Here is a 14,696-nt window from a genome sequence, read left to right as displayed (position 1 = left end):
GGCCGACCCGAGCGCCGCCGGCGCCGAGCGCGCCGCCCGCTGCCGGGCGGCGCTGCCCGACCCGGCCGCCAAGCGGGCCGCGTGGGAGATCGTCGTGTCGAACACCGAGCTGTCCAACCGGCTCGTCGAGGCGACCGCGGAGGGCTTCTGGCAGCCCGAGCAGGCCGAGCTGACCGCCGGCTACGTGGCGCGCTACTTCGCCGACATGCCGGCCGCCGCGCGCTCGCGTACGCCGTGGGTGGCGGACCAGATCGCGAAGTCGGCCTTCCCCCGCTACGCCGTGGCGCAGCCCACCCGGGAGGCGGCCGCGGCGCTGCTGGCCCGCGACGACGTCACCCCCGGCCTGCGCCGGGTGGTGACCGACGCCGACGACGACCTGCGGCGGGCCCTGATCGCCCGGACGGCGGTCGCCGCGGCGGCGGCCTGACGCCGTCCGCCGGGCGGGACGGTCCGGCGGCCCCCCGGGGCCGCCGGTTCCGCCCGGCCTAGGATCGCGGGGTGGAGGAAGACATCCGGCGGGTCGGCATCATGGGCGGCACCTTCGATCCGATCCACCACGGGCACCTCGTCGCGGCCAGCGAGGTGGCGGACCGGTTCGGGCTGGACGAGGTGGTCTTCGTCCCCACCGGTCAGCCGTGGCAGAAGGCGGACGAGCCGGTCAGCCCGGCGGAGGACCGCTACCTGATGACGGTCATCGCCACCGCCTCCAACCCCCGCTTCCAGGTCAGCCGGGTCGACATCGACCGGGGTGGGCCCACCTACACCGTCGACACCCTGCGCGACCTGCACGCCGAGTACGGCCCGAAGGTGCAGCTCTTCTTCATCACGGGGGCGGACGCGCTGGAGCGCATCCTCTCCTGGAAGGACCTGGACGAGATCTTCGAGCTGGCCCACTTCATCGGCGTGACCCGGCCGGGCTTCGAGTTGACCGCCGCGCACCTGCCGGCCGACACGGTGAGCCTGGTGCAGGTCCCGGCCATGGCCATCTCGTCCACGGACTGCCGCGCCCGGGTCGCCCGGGGGGAGCCGGTCTGGTATCTGGTGCCGGACGGTGTGGTGCAGTACATCGCCAAGCGGCGCCTCTACCAGTCGTGATTCGGCCCGGTATGGGGCGGTTCGGGCGGGTAACGCGCCAGAACTGACGAGTCGGGATTCCGCCGGGTGTGAGACGCTTGGAGGATCGCACGGTTGATCGAAGGAGAACGGTGACAATTTCCGAACGCGCCCACGAGTTGGCCATCGCCGCCGCCCAGGCCGCGGCCGACAAGAAGGCGCAGGACATCGTCATCATCGACGTGGGCGACCAGCTCGCCATCACCGACGCGTTCCTGCTCGCCGCGGCTCCCAACGAGCGTCAGGTGCTCGCCATCGTCGATGCCATCGAGGAGCGGCTGCTCGAGCTGCCGGAGAAGGCCAAGCCGGTCCGGCGCGAGGGCGAGCGGGGCGGCCGGTGGGTGCTGCTCGACTACGTCGACATCGTGGTGCACGTCCAGCACACCGAGGAGCGCGAGTTCTACGCCCTCGACCGGCTGTGGAAGGACTGCCCGACGATCCCGTTCGTCGACCGGGACCTCGTCGACGCCGAGTCCGGCACCGGCTCCACCACCGCGGAATGACCCGCCTGATCATCTGGCGGCACGGCAACACCGACTGGAACGCCGCCAGCCGGGTCCAGGGGCAGACCGACGTGCCGCTGAACGACCTCGGCCGCGAGCAGGCCCGCACCGCCGCGCCCCTGCTGGCCGGGCTGAGTCCGGACGCCATCGTGGCCAGCGACCTGAGCCGCGCGGCGGACACCGCCGGCGCGCTGGCCGCGCTGACCGGGCTGCCGGTGCGCACCGACCCGCGGCTGCGGGAGCGGCACTTCGGGTCCTGGCAGGGGCTGGCCCTCACCGAGGCCGCCGAGCGCCACCCCGCCGAGTTCGCCCGCTGGCGGGCCGGCGACCCGGACCCGGGCGCCGGCATCGAGACCCTCGACGACCTCGGCAAGCGGGTCGGCGCGGCCCTGTCCGACGCCGCCGACGCCGTGCCCGGCGGCACCGTGGTGGTGGCCACCCACGGCGGCGCGGCCCGGCAGGGCTGCGGCCACCTGCTCGGCTGGGAGCACGCCGTCCTGCGCACCATCGGCTCGTTGCAGAACTGCCACTGGACCGAGCTGCGCCACGACGACACCCGGGGCTGGCACCTGCGTGCCCACAACGTCGGCCTGATCACCGTGCCGGCCACCGAGGCCGTCTGACCCGGGCGTTCCCCGGCGACATCGGCTAGCGTGCCGGGCATGCCCGTCGCGGTCGTCACCGACTCCACCGCCTACCTCCCGCCCGAGCTGCTGCGCGCCCACCGGCTGACGGTGGTGCCGCTGGCCGTCGTGCTCAACGGCGCCGAAGGGCTGGAGGGGGTGGAGACCACCCCCGCCGACGCCACCCGGGCGCTCGGCGGCCGGCGCGTCTCGGTGAGCACCTCGCGCCCCGCGCCGGAGCAGTTCGCCCGGACGTACCGGGAGCTGTTCGACGCGGGCGCCGACGGGATCGTCTCGGTGCACCTGTCGGCCGAGCTCTCCGGCACGGTGGAGGCCGCCCGGCTGGCCACCGCCGAGTTCGACGACCGGGTCGCGGTGGTCGACAGCCGTTCGACCGGCATGGGCCTCGGCTTCCCCGCCGTCGCCGCCGCCACGGCCGCCGAGCGGGGCGGGGACCTGCCGGGGGTACGCGACGCCGCGGTGGACGCCATCGCCCGCACCGGCATCTGGTTCTACGTCGACACGCTGGAGTTCCTCCGCCGGGGCGGCCGGATCGGCGCCGCCGAGGCGCTGCTCGGCACCGCCCTGTCGGTCAAGCCGATCATGCACATGCCGGACGGCGCGATCGTCCTCAAGGACAAGGTGCGTACCGCCAGCCGGGGCGTGGCGCGACTGGTCGACCTGGCCGTCGAGGCCGCCGGCGACGCCGAGGTCGACCTGGCCGTGCACCACCTCGCCGCGCCGCAGCGGGCCGAGGCGCTGCTGGAGACGCTGAAGGCCCGGCTGGGCGACCGCCTGCACGACTCGTACGTCTCGGAGGCCGGCGCGGTGGTCGCCGCGCACGCCGGGCCCGGCCTGGCCTGCGTCGTCGTGCACCGCCGGCCCCCGGTCACCGGCCAGGGTGCGTCCTGTCGATCATGCGGGGCAGCGCCGACCCCTGACCGGGTGCCATCGTGACACGATGAAGGACGACCTGCACAGTTACCTGCAGGGCGGCCGCGACGCGCTGCTCTGGAAGCTCGACGGGCTCAGCGAGTACGACGTCCGCCGCCCGCTGACCCCGACCGCGACCAACCTGCTCGGTCTGGTGAAACACGCGGCGGCCATGGAGATCCTCTACTTCGGCGTCGTGTTCGGCCGCCCGTTCGAGCAGGAGCTGCCGTACGTCGGCGACGCCGCCGAGACCAATGCCGACATGTGGGCGACCGCGGACGAGACCCGCGAAGAGATCGTCGCCCTGTACCGTCGCGCCAGCTCCCACGCCGACACCACCATCGAAGCCCTCGCGCTCGACCACGTCGGCCGGGTGCCGTGGTGGGGCGATGCGGCGGTCACACTGCACCACGTCCTGGTCCACGTCGTCGCGGAGACACAGCGGCACGCCGGCCACGCGGACATCGTGCGCGAGCTGATCGACGGCGCGGCCGGGCTGCTGCCCAGGAACGACAACCTTCCACCCGCTGACGAGCCGTGGTGGCGGGACCACCGCCAGCGGGTGGAGCAGGCTGCCCTCGACGCCAGCAACCGCAGGACCTAGGTTTCCGCCGATCACGGAAGCCGCACGACGGCGGCGATGAGGACCGGGCTGGCGCGTGGCAGCCAGCGCGTCGACGTGGCGGACGGCGCGGGTGAGCGGTACCGATGCCCGCTGAGCTGCGGTTCTTCGCCGTCCTAGCACATCGCCCGCATGATCAGGCGGTTGTCCACAAGCGGCGCCGTCGTCCACAGTCGAGCCCCGGCCGGCCGCGCGCCCCGGGTTCGCGGACCTAGCTTCGCGTCGTGTCAGCAGACGAGGAGACGGTGGTCCGGGAACGACTGCGCCGGCTGGTGGCGGGCCGGCCGTCGAGCGCCGCGCGGGCGCACCCGGGCGGGCCCGCCGATCCCCTGGAACGGCCCGGCGAACCCGTCGGGCCGTCCGGCGACCGTCAGGGGCCGGCCGGGCTGTCCGGCGATCATCGGAGGCCCGCCGGGCAGTTCGGCGACCGTCCGGGCTCGGTCGGGGTGCCGGAGCCGGTCGTGGCGCTGCCGCCCCGCACACCGGCGTCGCCGGCCGGCGCGGCGGCGCTGCCGGAGCCCGACCCGCCGGCCCGCGCCCCCGGGGCGGCGTCCCGGTTGCCGGGGCCGGGGGCGTTCGACCCCGGGCGGCGGGGGGTGCGGGCGCTGGCCGCCGTCGCCGTCCTCGTGGTGCTCGGGGCCGGCTTCTGGGCCTGGCGGTCCCGGCCGCAGGCCGAGCCGGTCCGCCCGGTCGCCACCGCCGAGGCGTCCGGGGCGGCGGTGACCGGCCTCGCGGAACCGGCCGCCACGCCGGCGGGCGAGCTGGTGGTCGCGGTCGCCGGCAAGGTGCGCCGTCCCGGGCTGGTGCGGGTGCCGGCCGGCGCGCGGGTCGCCGACGCCGTGGAGGCGGCGGGCGGGGCGCTGCCGGGGGTGGACGTGGCCCTGCTCAACCCGGCCCGCAAGGTCACCGACGGGGAGCTGATCCTGGTCGGCGTCGCGGCGCCACCGGGCGCGGCGCCCCCGCCCGGGTCGGCTGCCGGCGGCGCGCCGGGGGCGCCCGGCGCGGGTGGCCGGCTCAACCTCAACACCGCGACGCTCGCGCAGCTCGACGCGCTGCCGGGCGTCGGCCCGGTGCTCGCCCAGCGCATCCTCACCCACCGCGACCAGCAGGGCGGCTTCCGCTCGGTCGGCGACCTGCGCCAGGTCGACGGCATCGGCGACGCCCGCTACGAGCAGCTCAAGGACCTGGTGACGGTGTGACGGCGGGCAGCGGGCTAAGCCCGTCCGGGCCCGGGGCGTCCGGCGTCGGCGAGCGGCCCGCGGCGGCGGTCGACCTGCGGCTGGCCGGCCTGGCGGTGGCCACCTGGCTCACCGCGCTGGCCGGGCTGCACCTGACCGCCGGCGCGACCCTGCTGGTGGCCGCGGTGGCCGCCGGGGCCGCAGGGGCGGGCGGGCTGCACCTGGCCGGCGTCCTCGGGCGCCCGTCCGCCCCGACCCGGCGGTACGGCTGGATCGCCGTCGCGGTGCTGCTCGGCGTGGTCTGCGGCGCGTCGGCGACCGCGGCGCGGCTGTCCGTCCGCGACGCCGGGCCGGTCCGGGCCCTGGTCGAGGAGCGGGCGGTCGTCACCGCCGAGCTGGTCGTCCGCGACGATCCCCGTCCCGTACGCGGCGTCGCCGGGCGCCCGGCCACCCTGCTCGTGCCGGCCGAGCTGACCCGGTTCACCGGCCCGGACGGGCGGCGGGTCGCGGCGCCGGCCCGCGTGCTGGTCCTCGCCACCGATCCCGGCTGGAGAGGGCTGCTGCCCGGGCAGCGGCTCACCGCCGAAGGGCGGCTGGCCGCACCGCGCGGCGGCGACCTGACCGCGGCGGTGCTGAGCGCGGCCGGGCCGCCGGTGCCGCACGGGGCCGCCCCGTCCCCGCAGCGGGCCGCCGGGTCGCTGCGTGCCGGTCTGCAACGCGCCTGCGCGCCGCTCCCCGACGAGCAGGGTGGGCTGCTGCCCGGCCTGGTGGTCGGCGACACGAGCCGGCTGCCGCCCACCGTGGAGGAGGACTTCCTCGCCACCGGCATGACGCACCTGAACGCGGTCTCCGGCTCCAACGTGGCCATCGTCGTCGGCGCGGTGCTGCTGCTGGCCCGCTGGGCGCGGGCCGGGCCCTGGCTGGCCGCCGGGCTCTGCGGGCTGGCCCTGGTGGGCTTCGTCGTCCTGGTCCGCCCCTCGCCGAGCGTGGTGCGGGCCGCCACCATGGGCGCCATCGGGCTGGCCGCGTTGGCGGCCGGGCGTCCCCGGGCGGCGCTGCCCGCCCTCTCCGCCGGGGTGGCCGCGCTGGTGCTGGTCGACCCGGAGCTGGCCGGCGATGCCGGCTTCGCGCTCTCCGTGCTGGCCACCGGTGGCCAGCTGCTGCTCGCGCCCAGGTGGCGCGACGGGCTGCGTCGCCGCGGGGTGCCGGCCGGGCTCGCCGAGGCGTTGGCCGTGCCGGCGGCCGCGCAGCTCGCCTGCGCCCCGGTGGTGGCCGGGATCTCGGGCACGGTGAGCCTGGTCGCCGTGCCGGCGAACCTGCTCGCGGTGCCGGCCATCGCGCCCGCCACGGTGCTCGGGGTGCTGGCGGCGGCGGTGTCGCCCGTCTGGCCGGCCGGGGCGGAGTTCGTCGCGTGGCTGGCGAGCTGGCCGGCCTGGTGGCTGGTCACGGTGGCGCGGCACGGCGCGCGCCTGCCGGCGGGCACGCTGCCGTGGCCGGGCGGGGTGACGGGGGCCCTGCTGCTGGCCGGGCTGACCGTCGCGCTGCTGGTCGCCACCCGGCACCCGGTGGTCCGCCGGCTGGTGGCGGTGGTCGTCGTCGCGGTGATGGCGGGCACGCTGCCGGTACGGCTGGCCGCCCCCGGCTGGCCCCCGGCGGGCTGGGTGGTCGCCGCCTGCGCGGTCGGCCAGGGCGACACGGTGGTGCTGCCGGTGGCGGCCGGCCGGGCGGTGGTGGTCGACGCCGGGCCGGACCCGGGGGCGGCGGACGGCTGCCTGCGCCGGCTGGGCGTACGGGAGGTGGCGCTGCTGGTGGTCAGCCACTTCCACGTCGACCACACCGGCGGCGTCGCGGGCGTGTTCCGGGGGCGACCGGTGGGCGCGGTGCTCACCCCGCAGTGGCCGGAGCCCGCCGCCGGGCGGGAGCTGGTCCGCGCCGAGGCCGCGGCGCACTCCGTCGACGTGGTGGCGGGCGGGGCCGGCTGGCGGTACCGGGAGGGCGGGGTCGAGTTCACCGTCATCGGCCCGCCCCGTCCGCTGCGCGGCACCCGGTCGGATCCCAACAACAACTCGTTGATGCTGCTCGCCACCGTCTCCGGCGTACGGATCCTGCTCGCCGGGGACGCCGAGACCGAGGAGCAGCGGGTGCTGCTGGACGACACGGCGCCCGGCGGGCTGCGGGCGGAGGTGCTGAAGGTCGCCCACCACGGGTCGGCCTACCAGGATCCGGCCTTCCTGGACGCGGTCCGTCCCCGGATCGCCCTGGTGCCGGTGGGGGCGGGCAACACCTACGGCCATCCCAATCCGGCGGTGCTCGGGCGGCTGGCCCGGGGCGGGGCGCGGGTGCTGCGTACCGACACGGAGGGGGACGTGGCGGCGGTGCTCGGCCGGGGAGGTCTCGGGGTGGTGACGCGGGGCACGCCGCCGGGCCGACAACCGTAGGAATCGACGCCGATTATCGGCTTTAGCGGTGGACTGAGGTAAATGTCTGGATTTGCACTGAGTGCGGGCTCCGCCGCCGGAGTGACGATGAGCAGACTGGATCCGGCCGTCGGCCGTGCGAATATGGGCGGCGTGACCGCCGCCAGCCTCGCTCCTATTCTGCTCGTCCTCGGCGACGAGGAGCTGCTCGCCACGCGCGCGGTCACCGAAGCCGTCGCGAAGGCCCGCAGCGTCGACCCCGACGTGGACGTCCGCGAATACCAGGCCGGCGCCCTCGTCGTCGGCGAGATCGCCGAGATGCTCAGCCCCTCCCTCTTCGGCGGGCGGCGGGTGCTGGTGCTCCGGGCCGGCCAGGACGCCCGCAAGGACCTGGTGGCGGCCCTGCTGGCGTACGCGAAGAATCCCGACCCGGACGTGCAGCTGATCGTGCTGCACCTCGGCGGGGCCAAGGGCAAGGCGTTCGCCGACGGGCTGAAGGCGGCCGGCGCGACGGTGGTGCCGGCGGCCAAGCTCAAGGGGCACCGCGACCGGGTGGCCTTCGTCCGGGACGAGATCCGCCGGGCCGGCGGGAAGTGCACCGACGATGCCGCCGAGGCGCTCATCGCGGCGGTCGGGAACGACCTGCGCGAGCTGGCCGCCGCCTGCTCGCAGCTGATGGCCGACACCGACGGCCGGATCGGCGCGGACACGGTCTCCCGCTACTACCGGGGGCGGGTCGAGGTGACCGGCTTCACCGTCGCCGACGCCGTCATGGTGGGCGACGTGCCGGGGGCGCTCGAGGCGCTGCGCTGGGCGCTGCACGTGGGGGTGGACCCGGTGCCGATCGCCGACGCGATCGCCGACGGCGTGCGCACCGTGGCCCGCGTCGCGTCCGCCGGGCGGGGCGACCCCTTCCAGTTGGCGGGCACCCTGGGCATGCCGGCGTGGAAGATCAGGTCCGCGCAGCAACGGGCCCGTGGCTGGACGCCCGAGGGGCTGGTCCAGGCGATGCGGGCCGCGGCGGAGTGCAACGCGGCCGTCAAGGGCGGCGCCGACGACCGCGCGTACGCGCTGGAGCGGGCCGTCTTCTCGGTCGCCGCCGCCCGACAGGGTGGCGCCCGGTGAGCGGAGCACCCCGCGGCTCGTGGGCCACGATCCCCGCCGACGAGGAGCGCTACCGTCCGCTCTACGCGCGCCTCCTCGGGCTGCGCTTCGTCAACCCGGGCGGGGTGCTCTGCTTCCTCTTCTTCGAGGGCGCCGTCGCGCTCGCCGCGCTGCTCGCCCTCGCCGAGCTGGTCACCTGGTGGGCGGTGGTCATCCTGCCCGCCACGGTGGCCGCGATGGTGAAGCTCAACGACATGGTGGCCGCGATGGTGGTCCGCTCCGCCGCCCTCGTGCCCGAGCAGGAACGGGACCGCTTCCGCCAGCAGATGGAGCCCGTGGTCGGGCGGGCCAGGGTCGACTGGGTCAGGCACAGCGTGCCGGGCGTCGTCGTCACGGCGTCGCCGGCGCCGCGCGCCGCCCGGGCCGGACGCGACCGGCCGTGGCACCAGGATCCGCGCTACGGCGCGGGGGAGCGGGACGCCGGGCTCGGGCCGCAGCCCACCCGCCCTGATCCGCTGGCCTGACGATCTCCCGACCGCCGACCGCCGACCGCCGACCTGCCGACAACCGGCCCGCCGATCGCTGACCTGGGCGGCGGCTGGGCAACGACGAAAGCCCGGCGGGGGAGACCCCGGCCGGGTGGTGGTGCGGAATGTCGAACGACAGACAGCCGGAAGCCCCGGGAAGTGCCCGGGGCTTCCGGTCAGGTCTGAGGTCGCCTCGTCAGGCGGAGAGCGACACCACGCGCTTGGCGATCGCGGACTTGCGGTTCGCGGCCTGGTTCGAGTGGATGACGCCCTTGCTGACCGCCTTGTCCAGCTTGCGCGAGGCGTCGCGCATGAGGATGGTGGCCTTCTCGACGTCACCGGCCTCAGCAGCCTCGTTGAACTTCCGGACGGCGGTCTTCAGCGACGACTTGACCGACTTGTTACGCAGCCGGCGCTTCTCGTTCTGCCGGTTGCGCTTGATCTGGGACTTGATGTTCGCCACGCGACAGCCTCGTCTTGATAGCTCGGGTTGGTCTGCTTCCGCGCGCGACGAGCATGCGTCATCGCTGCGCGAAGAGCCAGGTTACCAGGTCGCCCGGGACGAGCCAAAACGGCTCGGTCCCCGCCCTGGTGGGCGCCGCGTGCCACGGGTCCGGTGCGCCCCCGCGCGACCGCCCCTCACGGGAGCGACAACCGCTCCCCGACCACCCCGCGCGACCGCCCCACTCCGGCCGGGAGCAGGCCCGGCGGGTCCCGCCGGCGAACGGGCGTCCGGCCGGGCTCAGCCCCGCCACCGGGCACGCGGTCAGGTCCAGCCCTGTCGGCGGGCGAGCCAGCCGAGTGACTGCTCGCCGCTCCACCGCTGGTGCGCCGGGAGGTGCGGCGACGCGGTCCCGGGCGTCGAGGCGGCGGTGGTGAGGAAGTAGCCGGAGAGGGCGGCGAGGGTGGCGTCCAGCGCGTCGGGGGGCGCGCCGGCCGCCGCCGGGTGGCGGGCGAAGAGCGCGTCGGCGTCCAGGCCGTCGGCGTACGCGGTGAGCAGCAGGGTCGCCAGGTCGAACCAGGCCGGCCCCCGGCAGAGCCATGTCCAGTCGCAGAACCAGGCCCGCCCCGCCCCGTCGATCAGCACGTTGTCCAGCCGCAGGTCGCCGTGGATCAGGCCGGTCGCGCCGGCGGCGTACGCCGGGAGGCGGGACTCCAGCGCGACCAGATCGGGCAGGCGGTCCCGGACCGGCGCGGGCAGCGGCGGTGCCGGCTCCCGGCCGGCGGCCACCTCGCCCCACCAGAGGATGTCGTCCCGGGCCAGGTCGGCGAGGTGGGGCAGCCCGAGCCCGAGCAGTTCGGCCGGGGGGTCGGCCAGCGCGGCGGCCACGTCGGCGTACCCGGTCAGGGTCGCGGTCAGCTCGGCCGGGGCCCAGGGCAGCCGGGGCGTGTGCCCGTCGACGGCGTCCAGGCAGAGCGCGAACCAGCCGGCCTCGTGCAGCGTCCACCGGGGGCGGGGCACCCGCAGCCCGTCCGGGAGCCGGTCGAGGACCGCGGCCTCCCGGGCGTACCAGTCGACCAGTCGCGGTTGCTCGGCGGCGGCCGCGGCCTTGACGAAGGCCCGGTCCCCGGCGGCGGTCTGGAGCACGGCGGCGAAGCCGCGGGTGAAGCCAGCGCCGGCGACGCGGGCCGCGACCACGGGCGCGCCGAGCCGGTCGGCGATGGCGGCGCGCAGCGTCGCCGGCAGCGTCGACCACTCCGGCCGGCGGGCGGTCGCGTGGTAGGGCACGGGAGGCGGGGACGTCGGGGTCACGCCCACCATGCTGCCGGGCGGCCCGCCACGGCGCCCGGTGCCCGCGACCCGCCGGGGTGTCCCGGGGCGGGGCGGGGTGGCAGCCCGGTCTGCCAGACTGCCAGGCCATGAGGACCGACGACTTCTGGCAGTTGATCGACCGGGCCCGGGCCGGCGGCGGGGGAGAGCCGCACGCGGTCGCCGCGCGGGCCGTCGCCCTGCTCGCCGAGCGCGACCCGCAGGACATCGTCGGGTACGCCCGCCACCAGACACGGGTGCTCTCCGCCTCGCACAAGGTCGACCTCTGGGGCGCCGCCTACCTGATCAACGGCGGCGTGTCCGACGAGGGCTTCCACCACTTCCGGGGCTGGCTGATGACCCAGGGCCGTGAGGTCTTCGCACGCGCCGTCGCCGACCCGGACTCGCTGGCCGCGCTGCCGCAGGTCAGGGCGGCCTCGCTGAGCGGGGAGGAGTTCTCGGCCGCGGAGATGCTGGCGGTGCCGTGGGACGCGTACCGCCGGGCCACCGCCGCCGAGCTGCCGGCGGACCGGGGGCCGGCGCCGGTGCCCGACCTCAACGACTTCTGGGACTTCGACGACGAGGAGGAGGCGAAGCGGCGGCTGCCGAAGCTCGCCGCCCTCTTCGTCGAGCCCCCCGCCGAGTGAGCCCCGGCCGGGCCTTCGGAGGTCGGAGCGACGCGGGACCCGACGGCGCCCCCGGGGTGGTTCCGGCGGTGGGGATCGCCCGCGCAGCGGACGCGCGGCGGCGACGTGGGAGCATAGAGAGGGCCGGCGTCGTGCCGGCCCGCTCAGTTCAGCCGACCAGAACGGACCGCTGTGCCACCGACGCTCGATTCCGGCGCGAACGCTCCTGGTTCCACCGACCCGGCGCGCATCCGGAACTTCTGCATCATCGCCCACATCGACCACGGGAAGTCGACCCTGGCCGACCGGATGTTGCAGCTCACCGGCGTGGTCGACCCCCGGCAGATGCGTGCGCAGTACCTCGACCGGATGGACATCGAGCGCGAGCGCGGCATCACGATCAAGAGTCAGGCCGTCCGGATGCCCTGGACCATCCGGGAGGGCGACCGGGCCGGCGAGACCGCCGTGCTCAACATGATCGACACCCCGGGCCACGTCGACTTCACCTACGAGGTGTCCCGGTCGCTGGCCGCCTGCGAGGGCGCGATCCTGCTGGTCGACGCCGCGCAGGGCATCGAGGCGCAGACCCTGGCGAACCTCTACCTGGCGCTCGAGAACGACCTGCACGTCATCCCGGTGCTCAACAAGATCGACCTGCCGGCCGCCCAGCCGGAGAAGTACGCCGAGGAGCTGGCGCACCTCATCGGTGGCGACCCGGCGGACTGCATCAGGGTCTCCGGCAAGACCGGCGAGGGCGTGCCCTACCTGCTCGACGAGATCGTCCGGCAGTTCAAGCCGCCGGTCGGCAACGCGGAGGCGCCCGCCCGCGCCATGATCTTCGACTCGGTCTACGACGTCTACCGGGGCGTGGTCACCTACGTCCGGGTCATCGACGGGCGGATCAGCGCCCGCGACCGGATCAAGATGATGTCCACCGCCGCCGTGCACGAGCTGCTGGAGATCGGCGTCATCTCGCCGGAGATGGTGAAGGCCGACGCGCTCGGCGTCGGCGAGGTCGGTTACCTGATCACCGGCGTGAAGGACGTCCGCCAGTCCCGGGTCGGTGACACGATCACCATCAACTCCCGGCCGGCGACCGAGGCCCTGGGCGGCTACAAGGACCCGAAGCCGATGGTCTACTCGGGCCTCTACCCGATCGACGGCTCCGACTACCCCAACCTGCGCGAGGCGCTGGACAAGCTCAAGCTCAACGACGCCGCGCTCGACTACGAGCCGGAGACGTCGGGCGCGCTCGGCTTCGGCTTCCGCTGCGGCTTCCTCGGCCTGCTGCACCTGGAGATCATCCGGGAGCGGCTGGAGCGGGAGTACAACCTCGACCTCATCTCCACCGCGCCGAACGTGGTCTACCGGGCCATCACCGAGGACGGCCAGGAGATCGTCGTGACGAACCCGAGCGAGTACCCCACGGGCAAGATCGCCGAGGTGTACGAGCCGGTCGTGCGCGCCACGGTGCTCACCCCGAACGACTACGTCGGCGCGGTGATGGAGCTCTGCCAGGGTCGCCGGGGCAGCCTGCTCGGCATGGACTACCTCTCCGCCGACCGGGTGGAACTGCGCTACACGCTGCCCCTCGCGGAGATCATCTTCGACTTCTTCGACCAGTTGAAGAGCCGCACCAAGGGCTACGCCTCGCTGGACTACGAGCCCTCCGGTGAGCAGGCGTCCGACCTGGTGAAGGTCGACATCCTGCTGCACGGCGAGCCGGTGGACGCGTTCAGCGCCATCGTGCACAAGGACAAGGCGTACAACTACGGCGTCACGATCGCGGCGAAGCTGCGCAACCTGATCCCGCGCCAGCAGTTCGAGGTGCCGATCCAGGCGGCGATCGGCAGCCGGGTCATCGCCCGGGAGACCATCCGGGCGATCCGCAAGGACGTGCTCGCCAAGTGCTACGGCGGTGACATCAGCCGTAAGCGCAAGCTGCTGGAGAAGCAGAAGGAGGGCAAGAAGCGGATGAAGATGGTGGGCCGGGTGGAGGTCCCCCAGGAGGCCTTCATCGCCGCGCTCTCCTCCGACTCCGGCGACGCCAAGGCCCCCGGCAAGAAGTGACGCGCCGCCGGCCCGTCCGGCGGATGACGACGTACGACGGCCGGCGCCCCGGCCGGGCTGCGGACCCCTCGGTGGTCCCGCCCGGCCGGGGCGCCGGCCGTTCGCGTCGAAGGAATTTTTCGGCCCCGCAGCCCCCGCGCTCCGCCCGCCGGACGGAAGGGCGCGACCTGCGCGGATGACCGCGCGAGCGCAATCGCCGCGCGATGCGCCATTGACGTACGACGTCGCCCTCGTCGGTCGGAGCGGTTTGGGTTTTCGGCGGGTCGGGAACTTAGCGGTCACGACAGGAACACCACAGACCGTGGTACTGAATCTTTTAGAGAAGGAGGGCGACGTGGAGCTCACCGTTTGGGGCATCGTCACTGCGCTCATCGTTGGTCTTATCATCGGCGCTCTGGGTCGCCTGCTCGTGCCGGGGCGCCAGAACATGCCGATGTGGCTGCACATGCTGATCGGTGTCGGCGCCGCGCTGCTGGGCACCGTGCTGGCTCGGGCGATGGGTATCGCCACCGAGACCGCGGGCATCGACTGGGGCGAGCTGCTGGTCCAGATCGTGCTGGCGGCGATCGCCGTGGCGCTGGTCGCCGGTGTGGGTCGTCGTCGCAGCGTCACCCACCGGTAATCCCCGTACCGCTCGACGGGCGTCCGACCGCACAGGTCGGGCGCCCGTTTCGCGTCCGCCCCGGGGCTCTCGCGGACAGGGCCCGGGCGTCGCTCCGCCCGGCCCCGCCGGGCCGGGCGCCCGTGCGGGCGGCGTTCCGGGTGGGCCGGAAGTCCGGTCTGGGCGCGGGTCGGAACGGTGCCCCGGAAAGTCGGTTTGGATTTTTGACGGGTCGGGAACTTAGCGGTCACGACAGGAACACCACAGACCGTGGAACTGATTCTTCTTGAGGAGGGCGACATGGAGCTCACCGTTTGGGGCATCGTCACTGCGCTCATCGTTGGTCTCATTGTCGGCGCTCTGGGTCGCCTGCTCGTGCCGGGGCGCCAGAACATGCCGATGTGGCTGCACATGCTGATCGGTGTCGGCGCCGCGCTGCTGGGCACCGTGCTGGCTCGGGCGATGGGTATCGCCACCGAGACCGCGGGCATCGACTGGGGCGAGCTGCTGGTCCAGATCGTGCTGGCGGCGATCGCCGTGGCGCTGGTCGCCGGTGTGGGTCGTCGTCGCAGCGTCACCCACCGGTAATCCCCGTACCGCTCGACGGGCGTCCGACCGCACAGGTCGGG

16 protein-coding genes are annotated in these 14,696 nt (G+C 74.9%); 14 read left to right on the top strand and 2 right to left on the bottom strand.

Annotated elements, in window-relative coordinates; all coding sequences use genetic code 11:
- From AB0G08_RS22620 to AB0G08_RS22575, 10 genes are all read left to right on the top strand, one after another.
- The coding region (locus AB0G08_RS22620; RefSeq protein ID WP_358091179.1) for an ERAP1-like C-terminal domain-containing protein at positions 1-427 on the top strand (427 nt) is incomplete at its 5' end.
- Between the two features lie 71 nt (positions 428-498).
- Positions 499-1,095, top strand: coding sequence for a nicotinate-nucleotide adenylyltransferase (gene nadD, locus AB0G08_RS22615; RefSeq protein WP_358091177.1), 597 nt, complete (start codon positions 499-501; stop codon positions 1,093-1,095).
- Between the two features lie 110 nt (positions 1,096-1,205).
- Entirely contained in the window at positions 1,206-1,616 is a 411-nt protein-coding gene (gene rsfS / locus AB0G08_RS22610) for a ribosome silencing factor (RefSeq protein ID WP_121400206.1), read from the top strand.
- Positions 1,613-2,239, top strand: coding sequence for a histidine phosphatase family protein (locus tag AB0G08_RS22605; RefSeq protein WP_358091175.1), 627 nt, complete (start codon positions 1,613-1,615; stop codon positions 2,237-2,239). Before rsfS ends, AB0G08_RS22605 begins: the two co-directional genes overlap by 4 nt.
- Before the next feature lie 39 nt (positions 2,240-2,278).
- Positions 2,279-3,196 (top strand): DegV family protein, encoded by a 918-nt coding sequence (locus AB0G08_RS22600; protein ID WP_358091173.1) that lies wholly within the window; start codon positions 2,279-2,281, stop codon positions 3,194-3,196.
- A 4-nt stretch (positions 3,197-3,200) separates the two neighbouring features.
- Positions 3,201-3,776 carry a DinB family protein gene (locus tag AB0G08_RS22595; protein ID WP_358091171.1) on the top strand — a complete coding sequence of 192 codons (576 nt, stop codon included), beginning with the start codon at positions 3,201-3,203 and terminating at the stop codon, positions 3,774-3,776.
- 242 nt (positions 3,777-4,018) lie between these two features.
- Positions 4,019-4,993, top strand: a complete 975-nt coding sequence (locus tag AB0G08_RS22590) for a helix-hairpin-helix domain-containing protein (protein ID WP_358091169.1) — start codon at positions 4,019-4,021, stop codon at positions 4,991-4,993.
- Positions 4,990-7,410 carry a ComEC/Rec2 family competence protein gene (locus AB0G08_RS22585; RefSeq protein ID WP_358091167.1) on the top strand — a complete coding sequence of 807 codons (2,421 nt, stop codon included), beginning with the start codon at positions 4,990-4,992 and terminating at the stop codon, positions 7,408-7,410. The genes AB0G08_RS22590 and AB0G08_RS22585 overlap by 4 nt, the downstream gene beginning before the upstream one ends.
- A gap of 123 nt (positions 7,411-7,533) precedes the next feature.
- On the top strand, positions 7,534-8,514 hold the full coding sequence (gene holA, locus AB0G08_RS22580; protein ID WP_358091191.1) for a DNA polymerase III subunit delta: 981 nt from the start codon (positions 7,534-7,536) through the stop codon (positions 8,512-8,514).
- Positions 8,511-9,017 carry a hypothetical protein gene (locus AB0G08_RS22575; RefSeq protein WP_358091165.1) on the top strand — a complete coding sequence of 169 codons (507 nt, stop codon included), beginning with the start codon at positions 8,511-8,513 and terminating at the stop codon, positions 9,015-9,017. The genes holA and AB0G08_RS22575 overlap by 4 nt, the downstream gene beginning before the upstream one ends.
- Before the next feature lie 199 nt (positions 9,018-9,216).
- Here the strand turns inward: AB0G08_RS22575 and rpsT are convergent, their stop codons facing one another.
- Positions 9,217-9,483, bottom strand: coding sequence for a 30S ribosomal protein S20 (rpsT, locus tag AB0G08_RS22570; protein WP_088998874.1), 267 nt, complete (start codon positions 9,481-9,483; stop codon positions 9,217-9,219).
- Positions 9,484-9,786: 303 nt separating this feature from the next.
- On the bottom strand, positions 9,787-10,773 hold the full coding sequence (locus AB0G08_RS22565) for a phosphotransferase (RefSeq protein WP_358091163.1): 987 nt from the start codon (positions 10,771-10,773) through the stop codon (positions 9,787-9,789).
- Between the two features lie 107 nt (positions 10,774-10,880).
- Here AB0G08_RS22565 and AB0G08_RS22560 point away from each other — a divergent pair, with 107 nt between their 5' ends.
- The 4 genes from AB0G08_RS22560 (at position 10,881) to AB0G08_RS22545 (ending at position 14,655) form a co-directional block, all read left to right on the top strand.
- The gene (locus AB0G08_RS22560) at positions 10,881-11,417 is read left to right on the top strand and encodes a DUF4240 domain-containing protein (protein ID WP_358091161.1); all 537 of its coding nucleotides are present in this window, start codon (positions 10,881-10,883) and stop codon (positions 11,415-11,417) included.
- A gap of 171 nt (positions 11,418-11,588) precedes the next feature.
- Entirely contained in the window at positions 11,589-13,466 is a 1,878-nt protein-coding gene (lepA, locus tag AB0G08_RS22555) for a translation elongation factor 4 (RefSeq protein WP_358091159.1), read from the top strand.
- Between the two features lie 334 nt (positions 13,467-13,800).
- Positions 13,801-14,088, top strand: a complete 288-nt coding sequence (locus AB0G08_RS22550; RefSeq protein ID WP_358091157.1) for a GlsB/YeaQ/YmgE family stress response membrane protein — start codon at positions 13,801-13,803, stop codon at positions 14,086-14,088.
- A gap of 279 nt (positions 14,089-14,367) precedes the next feature.
- Positions 14,368-14,655 carry a GlsB/YeaQ/YmgE family stress response membrane protein gene (locus tag AB0G08_RS22545; RefSeq protein WP_357871969.1) on the top strand — a complete coding sequence of 96 codons (288 nt, stop codon included), beginning with the start codon at positions 14,368-14,370 and terminating at the stop codon, positions 14,653-14,655.
- Positions 14,656-14,696: the final 41 nt, after the last annotated feature.

Origin of the sequence: Micromonospora sp. NPDC023644 (assembly GCF_040640115.1) — a bacterium.
In the GTDB taxonomy this organism is placed as follows: Bacteria; Actinomycetota; Actinomycetes; order Mycobacteriales; family Micromonosporaceae; genus Micromonospora.
The sequence above is the reverse complement of the archived record's forward strand: the minus strand, read 5'-3'. Positions and strand labels throughout refer to the sequence as shown.